Genomic DNA, 17,278 nt, shown 5'->3' with positions numbered 1-17,278 from the left:
TTTATCTATGTATTGCCTAACAAAAAAGATTGATCCACGGCCAGGCCGGATCTTATGATGGCGGCATGGATCAACTGGATCAATCTCTCTTTGTCTATTTTTCGATTGTTTCATAGGCATCGATAATTTTCGCGACCAACGGATGACGGACTACATCGGCTTGATCGAGGTAAATGAACGACACTCCTTTAACATCTTTTAAAATCCGTTCAGAAGAAATCAATCCTGACTCGCTGCCCCTTGGCAGATCTACCTGGGAACGGTCTCCAGTGATAATCATCTTGGAATCAAAGCCGAGCCTTGTCAGGAACATTTTCATTTGTGCCTTCGTTGTATTCTGGGCCTCATCAAGGATCACGAACGCATCATCGAGTGTACGGCCCCTCATATATGCAAGAGGCGCGATTTCGATGGTACCCCTCTCAATCAGGCGGGCGGTATGCTCTGCTCCCAGCACATCATGCAGGGCATCATATAGGGGTCTGAGATAAGGGTCCACCTTCTCTTTCAAGTCACCTGGAAGGAACCCTAGGCTTTCACCTGCTTCCACAGCCGGCCTCGTCAGGATGATCTTTTTGACCTGCCCATTCTTTAAGGCATGTACAGCCATGACAACGGCTAAATAGGTCTTCCCTGTTCCGGCTGGCCCGATCCCGAACACCATATCATGCTTCTTGATGGATTGGATGTACTGGCGCTGCCCCAAGGTTTTTACCCGTATGGATTTACCTTTCGCGTTCTTTGTAATCTCTTCATTGTACAACTCTGTAAAATATTCAAGCGTCCCTTGTCTGCCCATTTCTATGGCATAATGGACATCACGCTGGCCGATATTGATCCCTTTACGGATCACAGCCACCAGTCGATCAGAAATATCAACGGCGAGACTTACATCTTCTTCTTTACCTGAAACCAGCAACTCTTCGCCTCTTGTTACGATCGAAACGTGTAATTCCTGTTCTATTAATTTAAGGTGGGAATCTGAAACACCGAACAAAGCGAGGGCTTCATTGGGGTTTTCAAGTTGTAATTTCATTAAGATTTCATCTGACATTCGTTAGTCTCCTTGAATAAGTGGTTGTCCTTCTGCAATATTTTCTATTACTTTGAAGTGAATGGTTACCCTAACTTTACCATTCTCCACCTTTTCTTGCAAAATTTTTCCCCCTCTTATTTCTGCATCTTCAGGGAGGGAGGATTCCAGGTTACTTTTGGCAAGCTTTTTCGCAGCCATGATTGCTTCGGATTTTGTATAGGTTCTCTCCACGTCCTCTTTCTCTTTCATGCTTCGGTCAATATAATAAACTGGTAGCTCCCATTTCAAAAAACGCAGTGGCTTTTTCGTTTCTTCCACAACGACGTCCTTAAATTCCGTTTTCCCGAATCCCCATACCTGAATATTCATTGAACCGAACCCAAGATAATGTTTTCTTTTCTCGTTTCCGCTGAACACGATAAAGCGTGACTTCAGCGGGAGTTCAACCGATGTCTTATACCATGTTTCCCCCAGTATCTTCGCTTTCGCCGAGACCCCTTTCGGCTCCTTTTCATTCCCGATCAGACCCGATACAAGGAGCTGTCCTTTATTGACGTAATCATTGACGTTTACCTGGGGATCCCCTTCTTCTACAAACATATCCGTGATGATGGCTTTCTTTTTGGCTACAATATGCTGAAGGCCTGTTGATTCAGGTGGAACAGGGGCATTCTTTTCCACCACTTGAAAGTGAAAGGTTGTCCCTTGCAACTCCACGCCTACCCACGTGATATTATCCATCCTGTAGGATAACTCACGCTGAATGTTCTCTACATCGGGGATGGAGAACTGCATCTTCCCCTTTGAAACCCCCATCTCCTCCAGTTCCTTTCGTATACTGTGCTCAGTTTGAGGTGACGCACCTTTAATCTCTATGCCCCACACCATATTGGAAAGAAGGAATACGATGACGAAGAATGCCAGTCCACCAATCATGAAACCCGAATTTTTCAGTGATCTTTTGAATAGAAAAGGAACCCCCTGACCTCTTAGAAATGTCACTTTACACTCGGATGCCCGAACCGCTCTTCGGAAGTTATGTACATCTTCTAAGGATAAGTAAAAGGTGATGGTTTCCGTTCCCGCTCTCTTCACATTCCATATGGTGATACCAGCCCTGAGCAATTGATTGATGACCCGCTCGACTAATCTGCCTTCTATTTTGACTAATACCTTTCCCCTCAGAAAGGTGAACCATTGATTCTTCAAATCCGTCCCTCCTATTGTTCTAAATAGATCACTTCTACGATCTTCCCCTGAAGGAGAATTTCTTCCGGAAGGATCATCTTGATGACAAATTGCTCCCCTTTTATTAACAGTTGACCCTGTTTAAGCACAAGCCGCACCTCCCGATCTGTGAAGGTCAACAGACCCCGGTGATTTTCTATATAGATATGAATTTGTCCAATCATTGTGACGCGAGGAAGGTCCATCATGACATCTTCGGGTAAATCCATTTTCTGTGTCATCCATTTTCGCATCTGGTGCAAAAAGCTTTTCGCCATAAAAAAAGAACCCCCTTTCATCTCATATGTATGAAATGAAAAGGGGGTTCATCACTTTTATTTTTGATGATGGCGTTTTTTTGATTTCGGAGGACCGAACACCTCTGAAAAAATAAATCCTTTAACGATATCATCTTCATTTTTGAAATCAAGGATCAGACCCGAGTCATCCCGAATCTTCTTTGCCCGGTTCTGGTGGGCTTCAAGTTTCCTTGAATATCGTTCTTCTTGTTTCTGAAGGCTGGAATAAGTAGAGTCTGCCTCCCTCTTTTTGTCTTCGAAACGGTTTTGAATGGAAGAAACGGCCTCTTTTACAGGCTCTTTATATGACCTTGGTTCCCTCCGTACGCTTCGTTCCCTCTCCACTCTTTCCCTGCCTCTTCCAACAGGCTCGGGAGAAGCGGGAGAGGCCGTTTGAATTGGCTTATGCCTCACAGGTTTATTGGAAGGAGGCTGTTTCACTTTATTGAATATGGATGTGATGATCCCAATCATTACTAAAACGATCAATGATTCCATGGAGATCCTCCTTTCTGAAAAAAGGGAGATTACTTATCACTCTTCGGATCTTTTTTATCCCCTGTCAGCTTTCCGATCGAGTCTCTCATTTCTGTATCGGCATCGATATTCTTCAAGTTCATATAGTCCATCACACCGATGTTACCTGACCTGAGTGCTTCAGCCATGGCAAGAGGTACTTCTGCTTCCGCTTCCACCACTTTCGCTCTCATTTCTTCTACCCTTGCTTTCATTTCCTGCTCATTGGCAACGGCCATCGCTCTTCGTTCTTCCGCTTTCGCTTGGGCAATGTTCTTGTCCGCTTCTGCTTGTTCTGTTTGCAGTTCCGCTCCGATATTCTTGCCGATATCAACATCCGCAATATCAATCGAGAGTATCTCAAATGCCGTACCTGCGTCCAGACCTTTTGAGAGGACTGTCTGAGAAATCAAATCCGGGTTTTCCAATACCTTTTTGTGATTGTCGGATGAACCGATCGTTGATACAATCCCTTCCCCAACACGGGCAACGATCGTTTCTTCACCGGCACCACCGACAAGGCGGTCGATATTCGCACGGACCGTAATTCGCGCCTTGGCCTTCACTTCGATCCCATCCATGGCCACACCCGCGATGAACGGTGTTTCGATCACTTTAGGGTTAACACTCATCTGAACGGCTTCAAGCACGTCACGACCTGCAAGGTCGATCGCAGCACAGCGTTCGAAAGACAATTCAATATTTGCACGATGAGCAGCAATCAGTGCATTGACCACCCGGTCTACATTACCTCCAGCAAGATAGTGACTCTCCAGCTGGTTGATCGTTACCGTAATCCCCGCTTTATGAGCTTTAATCAGCGGATTGATGATACGGCTTGGTATAACACGTCTAAGCCTCATCCCCACAAGTGTGAAAATGCTGATCCTGACCCCTGCCGCGATTGCTGAAATCCACAGCATGACAGGTACAAATGTAAATAATATAGCTAAAACGATAATGCCCACCACAATCGCAACGAGCAGTAGAATCGAACTTGGTCCTATAACCATATTTTCTTACCTCCTAAAGTATTATGAAATGTCTCTTACAACAATCCTTGAACCTTCCACCTTCACAATCTTAACCTTTTCACCTGCTTTAATAAAGCCGCCTTCTGTAACCGCATCGATTCTTTCATCATCCACGATCACGGTACCGGATGGCCTTAAAGGTGTCTTGGTCACACCCATTCTTCCGATCAAATCCAATCGATTCGCATTTGATACATATCCGCTTTCTGTGCTGGTGGAATCATTTAAAATGATTTTGTTGAAAAATTTCATTTTTTTACCAAACACCTTTACAAAGATAATCACTGTCGCAACGGCAATTAATAAAGCAATCAGAACTGATACCCCCATTTGCATCATATCGCCCCCAGCCAACATAATACTTGCAACGATCGCTCCTATACCAAGGACGCCCGCAAGCCCGCCTGGGAGGAAGAACTCCGCGACGATGAGAATGATGCCAATGACGAAAAGAACGATGGTTTCATATCCCGCAAGCCCTGCAACCAAGTGTCCATAAAAGAATAATACAAGGGAAATCAAGCCGATAGAACCGGCAATTCCAAAACCGGGTGAATAGAGCTCCACAATCAGCCCGATGCTTGCCAGGGATAAAAGAATGGGGACAACGACAGGATTCGTGATGAAGCGGGCGAGTTTTTCCGCGAACGTTTCATCCACCCGATTCACAGAGGATTTATCCACTCCAAGCGTTTCATACAACTCATCGAGGTTCTTGACTGTCCCTTCGGAATAACCGATTTCCTTCGCTTCCTTTGATCCCAGCGTCAATAGTTCACCTTTTTCAATCCCCAGCTCTTCTATGACAAGGGACTCATCTGCCATGGCCAGAGCATATTGAGGATCTCTCCCATTTGATTCAGCGGCACTTTTCATGGCAGACAGCCAGTAGCTCTGGGCTTTCTTATCAGCCGCATTCCCCTCCTGATCAATGACCGCTGCAGCACCCATCTGTCCATTCGGGACCATATAGATCTCATCTGCATGGAGGGAAATGAACGCCCCCGCAGACAAAGCATGGTCGTTTACAAATGCAATCGTTTTTACATCGATTCCATCAAGGAGCTGCCCGATATCGCCCGCGGCATCCACCAGTCCCCCAGGGGTATCAATATCGAAAATGATCAGTTCCGCATTGTCGTCTTCCGCATCTTTAATCGCTCTTTCCAAAAATGCATGAAGTCCCCTTTCCACCTCTTTTTGAATGGGAATAACGTATACCTTATCCGAATTCGCGGCAGAACTGATCAGCGGTTGGACAAAGGTGCCCCCCAGAATCAGCATCAATAATACAAGTATACTTCTTCTCAACTTAACCCCCTCGTTTCAGGTAATATTCCTTGATACTTTATGTACGGATGACCTACTATTAAAGTTTCATCTTTTTGAAAAAATATGTTATTAATAATGGATCGAGTCACCTGTTCCACCTGAAAATGATTTTAAAAAAACCGGAAAGCATCAAGCTTTCCGGTTTCTTTAATCTTATGATAGATGTTGAAGAACAAGTTTGTTGACGAGAGCTCCATCGGCTTTCCCTTTTAATTTAGGCATGATTGCTCCCATCACTTTGCCCATATCGGCTTTAGAAGTAGCACCTACCTCCGCTACCGTCTGTTCGACAATAGCAGAGACTTCTTCTTCTGAAAGCTGCTTAGGCATATATATTTCGACGTAAGTCAGTTCTGTTTGAATTTTTTCAACGAGGTCTTCGCGACCGGCGTTTTGAAATTCCTGGAGGGAGTCTTTCCGTTGCTTCACTTCTCGAGAAAGGACAGTCAACTCTTCGTCTTCAGAGAGTTCCTGTTTCCCATGTTTGATGGCTTCATTTTGAAGTGACGCCTTAAGCATGCGGATAACGGAAAGCTTCTCTTTTTCTTTATTTTTCATCGCTTGTTTCATATCATCATTTAAACGATTGAGAAGACTCATACTTACACCCTCTCTTAGAACTTACGCTTTCTTGCAGCTTCTGATTTCTTTTTGCGTTTTACGCTTGGCTTTTCATAAAATTCGCGCTTTCTAAACTCTTGTAAAGTTCCTGTTTTAGAAACTGAGCGTTTGAAGCGACGAAGAGCATCTTCAAGCGATTCGTTTTTACGAACAACTGTTTTTGACATCTCTCTTTCCCTCCCTCCGAACACACTACACTTACATGTTCAAGTCAAGAAATGGTTTGTACCAATTTCTTAAGACGCAGAGATTTCTGACGTCCTTTACTTCACCAATAGGTCATGGCTTTGCCCTTGTCTTTTTGTCACAAGGGGACAGAAAGTGTATGTCTTTCTTGGATGGATTCTTTAATATTATAAAGAAATCCATGTACTTTGCCATTATAATATATGATATGTGTCAGGTCAACAATTTATCATAAAACACTCATTTAAATAGGCATGTCTGATTGATTTCCCCCATACATTTGTATTAATCGTACTTGTATACAGGAGGAATCCGATGATCTTACATGGAATCGCTTTTATTTTTTTCATCTTATGTTTTTTATTCGGCATGACCTGGCTCAGGTCGGGGCTATTTAATATTGCAAATCAGAAAATCAAGACTTGGCTTCATTACCTCACGAGCACCCCAGTCAAGGGCGTCATGACAGGGACCATTGTCACCGCCTTCATTCACAGCAGTTCCGCCGTCATGGTCCTCACAGTGGGACTTGCTTCCTCCGGTCTGATCCCTTTCCGTCAAACCATCGGCATCATGCTTGGTTCGAATATCGGGACTACTTTCACCCTTGAAATGTTCACCCTGGATATGAACTATCTCATTGTGCCATCCATGATCATCGGGTGTGTACTGTATTTTTTTAGATCTCCACAGATCAGAAGCAGTGGCATGATCTTTATAGGCTTCGGATTGATCTTCACCTCGATCCGGGCCATCCAATGGCTTGCAACGCCTTTGACGACGCACGAGTCCTTGCGTTCTTACATGATTCAGGTAAATGAACATCTTGTCCTTGCATTACTGATTGGATGCGTGTTAACGGCCATCATACAATCGAGTACCGTCGTTACCGGAGTGACAATGGGGTTTCTGGCTGCAGGTTCGGTTGATCTCCATGCAGGAATAGCTATTATGCTCGGTGCAAATGTCGGCACTTGTATTACAGCCTTCATTGCAAGCATCGGAGGCGGCACCCAAGCCAAGCTGACGGCATACGCGCATATCTGGCTAAATGTGATGGGAGTGGCACTTTTCATTCCCTTTATCCCTCTGTTGGGTATAGTCGTACAGACGCTTGCCGGTTCTGCTGATCTTCAACTGGCACACGCCAGTGTCCTATTCAACCTTATATGTTCCCTGCTTGTTCTTCCATTCGCCAATTCGTTTGCCCGATTAATCGAGAAGGTTCACCTGCATAAAAAAAGCTGAGCGGGTACCCACTCAGCTTTTTTTATCTTATTAATAATCAGAATCGCTTGTTAAACCTTGGACAATTTTCACACCTGAGCTTGCTCCTAAACGAGTAGCCCCGGCTTCGATCATCGCTTGTGCGTCTTCAAGGGAGCGTACGCCGCCTGAAGCCTTCACGCCGATATCAGGTCCAACCGTTTTTCTCATTAAAGCGATATCTTCTACCGTTGCTCCGCCAGTCGAGAAGCCTGTCGATGTTTTCACATAATCCGCTCCCGCTTCCACAGCAAGTTGACAAGCTTTCACTTTTTCTTCATCAGTCAGAAGACATGTTTCAATGATGACTTTAGAAAGTGCCTTCCCTTTAGATGCTGCAACGACCGCTTCAATGTCACGTTTTACTAGTTCATGGTCGCCGCTTTTTAGTGCACCGATATTGATGACCATATCGACTTCCGTTGCTCCTTTTTCGATCGCATCTTTTGTTTCAAACGCTTTCGTTTCAGGTGTAGAAGCTCCAAGCGGGAATCCGATCACCGTACATACTTTCACTTCTGTACCGCTTAATAATTCACTGGAATATTGTACCCAGGTAGGATTTACACATACAGAAGCAAACTTGTATTCTTTCGCTTCCTGGCAAAGTACCTCCACTTGGTCTTTTGTTGATTCAGGTTTAAGTAAAGTATGATCGATCATACTTGCAATGTTCATAGTCATTAATTATCTCTCCTTTAACAGTTGTCCGTACCTCTCTTATCATACCAAAACACAGAGAAAAAGACGAGTACTTTGTAGTATCTCCCAAAATAAAGAAAACCTTTTCATATTCCTGCAAAAGGGTTGCCTCTCAGTAAGCAAGCAGTAGTGGATTTCCACTCCAGATGCTCGCCTTCCGCCCGAGGAAAGCGAAGTCTTGCACGGAAATCAACAGCGGTGTAACACGATTATTTTAGTCGGTATACTCTCGCCTCGTATGGTTTGAGGGTCAACTTGCTTAACTCCCCATGGTTCTCTACTTCATAGTTGTTCAATAGAAGGTTCTCTGATGATACGTTTAGTTTACCAAGGTCACAAACGGCGTTCTTTGTGGAAAGGTTTGTGATGACGACCATGGATGTATTTTCTCCTGTGCGGGTATAGGCATAAATTTGCTTGTCTTTTTCAAGCAGCAAATCATAGATTCCGTACGTGAAGACGTCTTCCCTTTTCTTAAGTTGAATCATTTTCTTGTAGAAGTTGAGGATGGACTTTTCATCTTTTTCCTGTGCTTCTACGTTGATCGTCTTATAGTTTGGATTCACTTTCATCCAAGGTGATCCACTTGTGAATCCGCTGTTTTCCCCGGCTGACCATTGCATCGGTGTTCTGCTGTTATCACGGGACGAAGCCCAGATGATTTCCATGATATCTTGATGAGGGACCCCTTCTTCACGTTTTAGACGGTATAGATTTTTCACGGCTACATCATCATAATCTTCGATGGAAGGAAATTGAACGTTTGTCATTCCGATTTCCTGTCCCTGATAGATGAAAGGTGTCCCCTGCATCAGGAAATACATGGCTGCCATCGCTGTGGCACTTTCTTTCCAGTACTCCTTGTCGTTCCCCCAAGTCGAAACAACACGGGCTTTATCATGATTTTCGATGAAAAGGGCATTCCAGCCGTTTCCTTCCAGCCCTTTTTGCCAACGAGTGAGCACCTTTTTCAATTCAACGATGTCGAGAACCGGATTTGTTTCCGCATCCCACAATCCAAGATGTTCAAATTGAAAGATCATATCCATCTTTCCGTTCTCTTTACCGACCCATAGTTCCGCTTCATCTGCCTTCACACCGTTTGCTTCTCCAACCGACATCACGTCATAATTGGCATACGTACGATCCTTGAATTCCTGAAGGAACGTATGGATCCCTTTTTGATTCATATGCATGTCAAAGGAAGAAACGTATTTTTCCTTCTTCGGATTCGGCATATCCGGCAGACCAGCACGCTTCTTTATATGACTGATAGCATCGATTCTGAAGCCGTCGATTCCTTTATCCAGCCACCAATTCACCGTATCATATAGTACCTCACGCACTTCTTCGTTTTCCCAATTCAGATCTGGCTGCTTCGTCGAGAAGACATGGAGGAAGTATTGCTCCGTTTCTTCATCATACTGCCAGGCAGATCCCCCGAAAATACTTTCCCAGTTGTTCGGTTCTTTGCCTTTCACGCCATCTCTCCAAATATACCAATCACGCTTTGGATTGTCCTTTGAACTTTTTGATTCGATAAACCAAGGGTGCTCATCACTAGTATGGTTCAGGACAAGGTCTATGATGAGTTTCATATCTCTATTATGAACTTCTTTCAATAATTGGTCGAAGTCTTTCATCGTTCCGAAGTCTTCCATGATATCCTGATAATCCGAAATATCATAACCATTATCGTCATTAGGGGATTTGTACATTGGACAGATCCAAATCACATCGATCCCTAACTCTTTAATATAATCCAAACGCTGAATGACTCCCTGTAAGTCCCCGATTCCGTCACCGTTTGAATCCTGGAAACTTCTAGGATAGATTTGGTATCCCACTGCCTCTTTACGCCATGCCTTTTTCATCGTAACACCTCATCAAAGTATAGTAAGATACAAACGCTTACATTTAATGCAATCGTTTGCACTATTGTTTAAAAAAAAGACTCTTTTCAAATATTCGATTAACAATACTAGTTTACAACCTTCTTCTGCACTAATCAATAGATAATTCGATTCTAACAAAAAAAGAAAGTGGTTACAAAGTATTATTGTGCGAAAATAAAATGCAAGGCACCCGAACGAAACGTCAGGTGCCTTCATCTATTAAATGGCTGCTTTTTCTTCTGATTCTTCAAGTACTCGTACAAATTGGCCTTCGTTTAAAGGATAACCTGCTTTGGTGAGTTTCACTTTCACAACCTTCCCTACCATCTCTTCGGTTGCAGGGAACACCACTTTCAAGTAGTTATCCGTGTATCCTACATAGAGATCATCCTGATAGATTTCTTCAGGGATTACCTCCAGTACTTCGTTTTCGAATACTGAAGCGTATTCTTTCGCTAATTGGTTCGAAAGTTCAATTAAGCGGTGGACACGTGCGTTCTTGATGTCTTCATCAATCTGATCGTCCATTCGGGCTGCAGGCGTGCCTGTCCGTTTTGAATAAGGGAAAACGTGAAGCTCAGAGAATTTATGCTCTTTGATGAAATGATACGTTTCCATGAATTCTTCTTCCGTTTCACCAGGGAAACCAACAATGACATCGGATGTAACGGCCAGTCCGGGAAGGGCTTTTTTAAGCTTCTCTAAACGCTCGGCAAAAAATTCCATCGTATATTTTCTGCGCATTCTCTTTAGGACCGTATTGGATCCTGATTGAAGTGGAATGTGCAGATGCCTTACCACGATATCGGATTGATCGATCACTTCAATGACTTCATCCGTCAATTGACTCGCTTCGATGGAGGATATGCGAATTCTCTTAAGACCCTTCACATTTTGCTCAAGATCTTTAAGGAGCATAGCAAGATTGTAGTCTTTCATGTCCTCTCCGTATCCGCCTGTATGGATCCCTGTCAGGACAATTTCTTTGTATCCTGCATCAACAAGCTGCTGGGCCTGGTGAATGACTTCTTCTGGGTCGCGGGATCTCATCAGTCCACGTGCCCAGGGAATGATACAGAACGTACAGAAATTGTTGCAGCCTTCCTGGATCTTAAGCGAGGCACGGGTACGGTCCGTGAATGCCGGGACATCCAATTCTTCGTACACGCGATTCTTCATTATATTTGTGACGCCATTGATCGGTTGACGCTCTTTTTTGTATTCCTCGATATACGTAAGCATTTTCCTGCGATCCTGTGTGCCGACAACGACATCGACTCCCGGGATGGCCATGATTTCGGCTGGGGACGTTTGGGCATAGCAACCTGTTACACAGATGACCCCGTCAGGATTTTTCCGGATAGCACGGCGGATGACCTGCCTGCTTTTCTTATCCCCTGTATTGGTTACAGTACATGTATTGATGACATACACATCTGCGATCGAGTCATATTCTACGCGTTCATACCCTTCTTCTTTAAATAGTTGCCAGATGGCTTCAGTTTCGTAGTGGTTCACTTTACACCCTAGAGTGTGAAACGCTACTGATGGCATTACAATCACCTCATAAGTTCTAATTGATAGCTGATGGCTGAGAGAACATATAATGGAGCCGTCTCCGTTCGGAGGATCCTTGGGCCAAGGCCGCATGTAAGAAAGCCTCCGCTCCTCAACATCTCTATTTCTTTCTCCGATAATCCACCTTCTGGGCCGAATACGACCAGTACACTTTGCCCGTTACCGATGGAGGACAACATCTTTGACAGGTTCCCTTTTTCACCGGCACGTGCTTCTTCTTCATATGCGACAAGTTTATAATCGAACTGACTGCCTGCTTGAATCAATTGTTTAATTGAAAGGGGTGCAGAAACATCAGGGACGAGAAGTCTATGCGACTGTTCAGCCGCTTCCTTCACAATCTTTTCCCAACGCTCTATCTTTTTCTTTGCTTTTTTTTCGTCCCACTTCACAATGGAGCGATCCGCATTAAAAGGGATAAATTGAGTGGCTCCAAGCTCTGTTCCCTTTTGGAAAATCAACTCCAATTTATCCCCTTTCGGCAGTCCGCTCGCAATGGATACTTTAATTGGTAATTCTTTCGTCGATGTTTCCCATTGTACTATTGATAGCTTGACTGCGTCACTGGTAATCGTTTCAATACAGGTGATCGCTGATGCCTGATCCTTGAAGACAACGAATACTTCCTCCTGTTCCTTCATTCTCATGACACGGACAATATGATGATAATCATCCCCCGTGATCGTAATCGGATCATTTTCTCGATATAGGTCTTCTATAAAATATCGTTGCATACAGTCTCAACTCCACCGTTTTCACTTTGTATTATTCAGGTTTTATAGCGATGATCGCAACCCAGTCTTCCATTACCATGATCTCTTCGATATGGAAACCGGCAGCTTCCAAAGAGTCACGTACTTCCTGCTTTTTAGGCTGGATGATTCCGGAAGTGATAAAATATCCACCCGGCTTCACAAGCTCGTATGCGTCTTCTGTAAAGCGCAGGATGATTTCAGCCAGGATGTTCGCCACGATCACATCAGCCTGTCCGGTCACCCCGTTCAATAGATTGTTGGCATCCACCGATACCGTTTCCTGAACTTTGTTCAACTTTACATTCAGCCTTGCTGAACGAACCGCGACTTCATCCAGGTCATATGCACGTACTTGGTCAGCAGCTAATAAAGCCGATGCAATGGATAATACACCTGAGCCCGTGCCGACATCAATGACGGAATCATGTTCTTTTACGATCCGCTCAAGTGCCTGGATACACATGACGGTAGTAGGGTGAGTACCCGTTCCGAACGCCATGCCCGGGTCCAGCTCAATGATGAGTTCATCACTGTGAACCGGAGTATAATCTTCCCAGGTTGGAACAATCGTAAATTTATCGGAAATCTTCACCGGATGGTAATATTTCTTCCAAGCCGTAGCCCACTCTTCTTCATTCACTTCAGAAATCTCCACTTTGTTTTCACCAATGTCGATATCATACGTAACGAGGTTCGTGATGCCCTGCTTGATCTCGTCAACGGTTTCCCCCAGGAAACTATTGACGGGCAAATAGGCTTTGACCATGACGCCATCAGATGGGTAGTCATCAGGGTTGAGTTGGTAGATCTCTCCAAACATATCTTCTCTTTCCTTAACTAATTCGGCAGGATCTTCAATAACCACACCGCTTGCCCCTGATTCATGAAGAATGTTTGAAATCGGCTCAATCGCTTCATTCGTTGTAAGAATACTGATTTCTGACCATTTCATTGATCTACCAACTCCACTCTTTAGTTATTCGCCTTTAAAGGCCTTTTTTACTTTATCAAAGAAACTTTCATGCTGTTCATCAGGAATTTGACCGCTGATGTCAGCAAATTCTCTCAATAATTGTTTCTGTTTATCCGTCAGCTTGGAAGGGGTGACCACTTTCACCTGAACATGCTGATCCCCCGTACCGTAACCTCGAACATTCGGTACGCCCTTGCCTTTCAAGCGGAATCTCGTACTCGTTTGAGTACCTGCAGGGACTTTCAACTTTACTTTACCGTGTAAGGTCGGTACTTCAATTTCATCACCCAATGCGGCCTGGGCAAACGTTACAGGCATTTCGCAGTATATGTCATCACCGTTACGTTCGAAGAAATCATGTGAACGGACGTGGAAAACTACATACAGGTCACCTGCAGGGCCGCCATTAATACCCGGTTCTCCTTGACCTGTCACGCGCAGCTGTTGTCCATCATCGATACCAGCAGGGATCTTAACAGCGATTTTACGGCGTTTCTGTACTTTACCTGCACCGCCACACGTTGAACATTTTTCCTTGATTTGTTTACCTGTACCGTTACAGTAGTGACAAACCCTTCTGTTCACAATGCGGCCGAATGGTGTATTCTGTTCAACATTCAATTGACCGGATCCATTACAGTGAGAACATGTATTGACCTTTGTACCAGGCTTCGCTCCCGAACCATGGCACGTATCACACTCTTCTTCTCTCGGAATTTCGATTTCGGTTTCTTTCCCGAATACCGCTTCTTCAAATGTCAGAGACATTGTGTATTGAAGGTCCGCTCCTTGACGGGGAGCATTTGGATCTCTTCTCCGGCCCCCGCCGCCTCCACCGAAGAATGTGTTGAAGATATCCTCGAAACCACCGAAACCGCCGCCGCCAAAGTCTCCTCCGCCGCCGAATCCCTGGTTAGGGTCCGTGTGTCCGAAACGATCATACTGAGCGCGCTTCTGATCATCACTTAACACTTCATACGCTTCCGATATTTCTTTGAACTTTTCATCCGCATCCGCTTCTTTATTAATATCCGGATGATATTTTTTGGAGAGCTTGCGGTATGCTTTCTTCATTTCGTCTTTTGAGGCGTCTTTTCCAACCCCAAGAACCTCATAATAGTCCCGTTTACTCATTAAAACACCACTCCCGAATCCTTTGCATAAAGGTTATTTTAACATTGAGCTTCGACTATTATCAATAAAAACTCAACATTCCTTACTTTAGTTTGTGTCTGTTGATTGAAGGTTTCCTTCAATCATAGAAAAAGTCAAAGCCAAGAACCGCCCTGACTTTGACTTTTTCGTTCGTTTACACCTGATTATTTCTTATCGTCATTTACTTCTTCATATTCAGCGTCGACCACATCGTCATCTTTCGAAGCTTCGCCTTCAGCGCCTTGTGCTGCCTGAGCTTCCGCTTGAGCCTGCTCATAAAGCTTCATCGTTAAGCTTTGAACGATTTCCTGCAATGCGTCTTTCTTTTCGCGGATAAGATCAAGATCATCTTTCTCGATCGCTTCTTTCAGTTCAGCTTTTGCATCTTCCGCTTTTTTCACTTCATCTTCTTCTACTTTGCCTTCAAGATCTTTTAACGTTTTTTCCGTTTGGAAAACAAGTTGGTCTGCTTCGTTGCGAAGTTCAACTTCCTCTTTACGTTTCTTATCTGCATCGGCATTTTCTTCGGCTTCTTTCACCATGCGCTCTACTTCATCATCTGAAAGGCCTGTAGAAGATTTGATTGTGATGTTTTGCTCTTTGCCTGTTCCAAGATCTTTCGCACTAACATTCACAATACCGTTCTTATCGATATCGAATTTCACTTCGATTTGTGGTACTCCACGCGGTGCCGGTGGAATGTCCGCTAATTGGAAACGTCCAAGCGTTTTGTTATCAGCAGCCATCGGGCGCTCACCTTGTAATACGTGAATGTCAACAGCCGTCTGGTTATCAGCGGCAGTTGAGAATGTTTGGGATTTAGACGTCGGGATCGTTGTGTTACGCTCGATCAGCTTCGTAGATACCCCACCCATTGTTTCGATACCAAGTGATAGTGGTGTAACGTCAAGTAATACAACGTCTTTTACATCTCCAGTCAGAACTCCACCTTGAATGGCTGCACCCATCGCTACAACTTCGTCAGGGTTAACACCCTTAGATGGCTCTTTACCTGTTTCTTTTCTGATTGCTTCCTGTACTGCTGGGATACGAGTCGATCCCCCAACAAGGATGATCTTATCGATTTCACTTGCAGAAAGACCGGCATCTTTCATTGCTTGACGAGTTGGTCCCATTGTACGTTCTACAAGGTCAGAAGAGATTTCATCGAATTTCGCTCTGGATAGAGTCACTTCCAAGTGAAGGGGTCCTGCTTCTCCAGCTGTGATGAAAGGAAGTGAGATTTGAGTTGAAGTCACTCCTGAAAGATCTTTCTTCGCTTTCTCAGCAGCATCTTTCAAACGTTGAAGAGCCATTTTATCCTTAGAAAGATCGATTCCGTTTTCTTTTTTGAATTCAGCAACAAGGTAATCGATGATCACTTGGTCAAAGTCGTCTCCACCAAGACGGTTGTCACCGGCAGTCGAGCGTACTTCAAATACTCCGTCACCAAGTTCAAGGATGGATACGTCGAACGTACCGCCACCAAGGTCATATACTAGAATTGTCTGGTCCTGATCCATTTTATCAAGTCCATATGCAAGCGCTGCAGCAGTCGGCTCATTGATGATACGCTCTACTTCAAGACCTGCGATTTTACCTGCGTCTTTTGTTGCTTGACGCTCTGCATCGTTGAAATAAGCAGGTACAGTGATGACCGCTTTTTCAACTGTTTCTCCAAGGTAATCCTCTGCATATGATTTCAAGTGTTGAAGAATCATAGCTGAGATTTCCTGTGGCGTATATTCTTTTCCTTCTGCTTCTACTTTATGGTCAGTTCCCATGTGACGTTTCACTGAGATGATTGTGTTAGGGTTTGTGATCGCTTGACGCTTTGCTACTTCCCCAACTTGCTTTTCACCATTTTTGAACGCTACGACTGAAGGAGTTGTGCGGTTTCCTTCTGCATTTGCAATGACTTTCGGCTCTCCGCCTTCAAGTACTGAAACACATGAGTTTGTTGTACCTAAGTCAATACCGATAATTTTACTCATAGTAAGAATCCTCCCTGTTTTGTATATGTAATGTCTTGTTTATTGACTGACCTTCACCATGGAAGGACGAATTACTCTATCTTTCAATTTGTATCCCTTTTGGAATTCCTCAACAACGATATTACTATCGTAGTTTTCATCTTCCACCTGCATGACAGCTTGATGCATATGAGGGTCAAACTCCTGACCTACCGCTTCAATTTGTTCCACACCCTCTTTCTTGAGGGCTTCCACAAGACTTCTGTGAACCATTTCCATTCCTTGAAGCAGTTGTCTCGTTTGCTCATTATCAGCTTCTATATTCAAAGCACGTTCGAAATTATCCAGTGCCGGTAATAGTTCCGTAATCAGTCCTTGAGCACGATATTTTTCCTTCGATTCATTTTCCACGGTAATGCGACGGCGGAAATTATCGAAATCGGCTCTTAAACGAAGATAACGATTTTCAGACTCATTCAGCTTTTCCTCTAATTGTGAAAGCTCATCTGATTCTTGCTGCTCTTCAAGCACTTCCTCAGCTTGAGGTTCTTCAGCGAACACTTCTTCCACTGCTTCGCCTTTTTCCTCTTTCGCTTCCTGCTGCTCTTGTTTCGTTTCTTCAGACATAACATTCACCTCCTTAAAAATGTGATCCTGCCAGCGTTCGTATGAAGGCGCCGAAACGTCTGTTCAGACGCGCTTTCGGGGCCATATTTTCCTTTATACAATA

General features: G+C 44.2%; 17 protein-coding genes. 1 reads left to right on the top strand and 16 read right to left on the bottom strand.

What is annotated here, in order from left to right; translation table 11 throughout:
* Positions 1 to 94: 94 nt before the first annotated feature.
* The 8 genes from ACSQ2E_RS08265 to rpsU form a co-directional block, all read right to left on the bottom strand.
* Positions 95 to 1,054, bottom strand: a complete 960-nt coding sequence (locus tag ACSQ2E_RS08265; RefSeq protein WP_435990100.1) for a PhoH family protein — start codon at positions 1,052 to 1,054, stop codon at positions 95 to 97.
* A 3-nt stretch (positions 1,055 to 1,057) separates the two neighbouring features.
* Positions 1,058 to 2,245: a sporulation protein YqfD gene (yqfD, locus tag ACSQ2E_RS08260; protein ID WP_435990099.1), complete on the bottom strand. Its 1,188-nt coding sequence runs from the start codon at positions 2,243 to 2,245 to the stop codon at positions 1,058 to 1,060.
* A gap of 11 nt (positions 2,246 to 2,256) precedes the next feature.
* On the bottom strand, positions 2,257 to 2,541 hold the full coding sequence (yqfC, locus tag ACSQ2E_RS08255) for a sporulation protein YqfC (RefSeq protein WP_435990098.1): 285 nt from the start codon (positions 2,539 to 2,541) through the stop codon (positions 2,257 to 2,259).
* Between the two features lie 57 nt (positions 2,542 to 2,598).
* The gene (locus ACSQ2E_RS08250) at positions 2,599 to 3,060 is read right to left on the bottom strand and encodes a hypothetical protein (RefSeq protein ID WP_435990097.1); all 462 of its coding nucleotides are present in this window, start codon (positions 3,058 to 3,060) and stop codon (positions 2,599 to 2,601) included.
* 29 nt (positions 3,061 to 3,089) lie between these two features.
* Complete coding sequence (gene floA / locus ACSQ2E_RS08245; RefSeq protein WP_435990096.1) at positions 3,090 to 4,091, bottom strand: flotillin-like protein FloA; 1,002 nt, start codon at positions 4,089 to 4,091, stop codon at positions 3,090 to 3,092.
* 21 nt (positions 4,092 to 4,112) lie between these two features.
* A complete protein-coding gene (locus tag ACSQ2E_RS08240; protein ID WP_435994455.1) occupies positions 4,113 to 5,396 on the bottom strand; it encodes an NfeD family protein in 1,284 nt (427 codons plus the stop codon).
* A gap of 201 nt (positions 5,397 to 5,597) precedes the next feature.
* A complete protein-coding gene (locus tag ACSQ2E_RS08235; RefSeq protein WP_034757488.1) occupies positions 5,598 to 6,044 on the bottom strand; it encodes a GatB/YqeY domain-containing protein in 447 nt (148 codons plus the stop codon).
* Positions 6,045 to 6,058: 14 nt separating this feature from the next.
* Positions 6,059 to 6,232: a 30S ribosomal protein S21 gene (gene rpsU / locus ACSQ2E_RS08230; RefSeq protein ID WP_032087602.1), complete on the bottom strand. Its 174-nt coding sequence runs from the start codon at positions 6,230 to 6,232 to the stop codon at positions 6,059 to 6,061.
* Positions 6,233 to 6,566: 334 nt separating this feature from the next.
* Here rpsU and ACSQ2E_RS08225 point away from each other — a divergent pair, with 334 nt between their 5' ends.
* Positions 6,567 to 7,499 (top strand): Na/Pi symporter, encoded by a 933-nt coding sequence (locus ACSQ2E_RS08225; protein WP_435990095.1) that lies wholly within the window; start codon positions 6,567 to 6,569, stop codon positions 7,497 to 7,499.
* Positions 7,500 to 7,529: 30 nt separating this feature from the next.
* Here the strand turns inward: ACSQ2E_RS08225 and deoC are convergent, their stop codons facing one another.
* The 8 genes from deoC to grpE all read right to left on the bottom strand — a co-directional run bounded on the left by deoC (position 7,530) and on the right by grpE (position 17,175).
* Positions 7,530 to 8,201, bottom strand: a complete 672-nt coding sequence (gene deoC / locus ACSQ2E_RS08220) for a deoxyribose-phosphate aldolase (protein WP_435990094.1) — start codon at positions 8,199 to 8,201, stop codon at positions 7,530 to 7,532.
* Between the two features lie 227 nt (positions 8,202 to 8,428).
* Complete coding sequence (locus ACSQ2E_RS08215) at positions 8,429 to 10,093, bottom strand: glycoside hydrolase family 13 protein (RefSeq protein ID WP_435990093.1); 1,665 nt, start codon at positions 10,091 to 10,093, stop codon at positions 8,429 to 8,431.
* 240 nt (positions 10,094 to 10,333) lie between these two features.
* On the bottom strand, positions 10,334 to 11,668 hold the full coding sequence (mtaB, locus tag ACSQ2E_RS08210; RefSeq protein ID WP_435990092.1) for a tRNA (N(6)-L-threonylcarbamoyladenosine(37)-C(2))-methylthiotransferase MtaB: 1,335 nt from the start codon (positions 11,666 to 11,668) through the stop codon (positions 10,334 to 10,336).
* Positions 11,669 to 11,673: 5 nt separating this feature from the next.
* On the bottom strand, positions 11,674 to 12,426 hold the full coding sequence (locus ACSQ2E_RS08205; RefSeq protein WP_435990091.1) for a 16S rRNA (uracil(1498)-N(3))-methyltransferase: 753 nt from the start codon (positions 12,424 to 12,426) through the stop codon (positions 11,674 to 11,676).
* A gap of 31 nt (positions 12,427 to 12,457) precedes the next feature.
* Positions 12,458 to 13,399 carry a 50S ribosomal protein L11 methyltransferase gene (gene prmA / locus ACSQ2E_RS08200; RefSeq protein WP_435990090.1) on the bottom strand — a complete coding sequence of 314 codons (942 nt, stop codon included), beginning with the start codon at positions 13,397 to 13,399 and terminating at the stop codon, positions 12,458 to 12,460.
* Positions 13,400 to 13,423: 24 nt separating this feature from the next.
* Positions 13,424 to 14,554, bottom strand: a complete 1,131-nt coding sequence (gene dnaJ, locus ACSQ2E_RS08195; RefSeq protein WP_435990089.1) for a molecular chaperone DnaJ — start codon at positions 14,552 to 14,554, stop codon at positions 13,424 to 13,426.
* A 185-nt stretch (positions 14,555 to 14,739) separates the two neighbouring features.
* Positions 14,740 to 16,569, bottom strand: a complete 1,830-nt coding sequence (gene dnaK / locus ACSQ2E_RS08190) for a molecular chaperone DnaK (protein ID WP_435990088.1) — start codon at positions 16,567 to 16,569, stop codon at positions 14,740 to 14,742.
* A gap of 39 nt (positions 16,570 to 16,608) precedes the next feature.
* Positions 16,609 to 17,175, bottom strand: a complete 567-nt coding sequence (gene grpE / locus ACSQ2E_RS08185) for a nucleotide exchange factor GrpE (RefSeq protein ID WP_435990087.1) — start codon at positions 17,173 to 17,175, stop codon at positions 16,609 to 16,611.
* Positions 17,176 to 17,278 lie beyond the last annotated feature (103 nt).

The organism is Rossellomorea sp. LjRoot5 (genome assembly GCF_964253455.1).
In the GTDB taxonomy this organism is placed as follows: Bacteria; Bacillota; Bacilli; order Bacillales; family Bacillaceae_B; genus Rossellomorea.
This window is presented reverse-complemented; position numbering and strand designations above follow the sequence as displayed.

What these genes read in the sequence shown, in the direction of transcription:
- ACSQ2E_RS08265 (WP_435990100.1), bottom strand. Translation starts at nt 1,054, where the DNA reads ATGTCAGATGAAATCTTAATGAAATTACAACTTGAAAACCCCAATGAA.
- yqfC (WP_435990098.1), bottom strand. Translation starts at nt 2,541, where the DNA reads ATGGCGAAAAGCTTTTTGCACCAGATGCGAAAATGGATGACACAGAAA.
- ACSQ2E_RS08250 (WP_435990097.1), bottom strand. Translation starts at nt 3,060, where the DNA reads ATGGAATCATTGATCGTTTTAGTAATGATTGGGATCATCACATCCATA.
- floA (WP_435990096.1), bottom strand. Translation starts at nt 4,091, where the DNA reads ATGGTTATAGGACCAAGTTCGATTCTACTGCTCGTTGCGATTGTGGTG.
- ACSQ2E_RS08240 (WP_435994455.1), bottom strand. Translation starts at nt 5,396, where the DNA reads ATGCTGATTCTGGGGGGCACCTTTGTCCAACCGCTGATCAGTTCTGCC.
- ACSQ2E_RS08235 (WP_034757488.1), bottom strand. Translation starts at nt 6,044, where the DNA reads ATGAGTCTTCTCAATCGTTTAAATGATGATATGAAACAAGCGATGAAA.
- rpsU (WP_032087602.1), bottom strand. Translation starts at nt 6,232, where the DNA reads ATGTCAAAAACAGTTGTTCGTAAAAACGAATCGCTTGAAGATGCTCTT.
- ACSQ2E_RS08225 (WP_435990095.1), top strand. Translation starts at nt 6,567, where the DNA reads ATGATCTTACATGGAATCGCTTTTATTTTTTTCATCTTATGTTTTTTA.
- deoC (WP_435990094.1), bottom strand. Translation starts at nt 8,201, where the DNA reads ATGACTATGAACATTGCAAGTATGATCGATCATACTTTACTTAAACCT.
- ACSQ2E_RS08215 (WP_435990093.1), bottom strand. Translation starts at nt 10,093, where the DNA reads ATGAAAAAGGCATGGCGTAAAGAGGCAGTGGGATACCAAATCTATCCT.
- mtaB (WP_435990092.1), bottom strand. Translation starts at nt 11,668, where the DNA reads ATGCCATCAGTAGCGTTTCACACTCTAGGGTGTAAAGTGAACCACTAC.
- ACSQ2E_RS08205 (WP_435990091.1), bottom strand. Translation starts at nt 12,426, where the DNA reads ATGCAACGATATTTTATAGAAGACCTATATCGAGAAAATGATCCGATT.
- prmA (WP_435990090.1), bottom strand. Translation starts at nt 13,399, where the DNA reads ATGAAATGGTCAGAAATCAGTATTCTTACAACGAATGAAGCGATTGAG.
- dnaJ (WP_435990089.1), bottom strand. Translation starts at nt 14,554, where the DNA reads ATGAGTAAACGGGACTATTATGAGGTTCTTGGGGTTGGAAAAGACGCC.
- dnaK (WP_435990088.1), bottom strand. Translation starts at nt 16,569, where the DNA reads ATGAGTAAAATTATCGGTATTGACTTAGGTACAACAAACTCATGTGTT.
- grpE (WP_435990087.1), bottom strand. Translation starts at nt 17,175, where the DNA reads ATGTCTGAAGAAACGAAACAAGAGCAGCAGGAAGCGAAAGAGGAAAAA.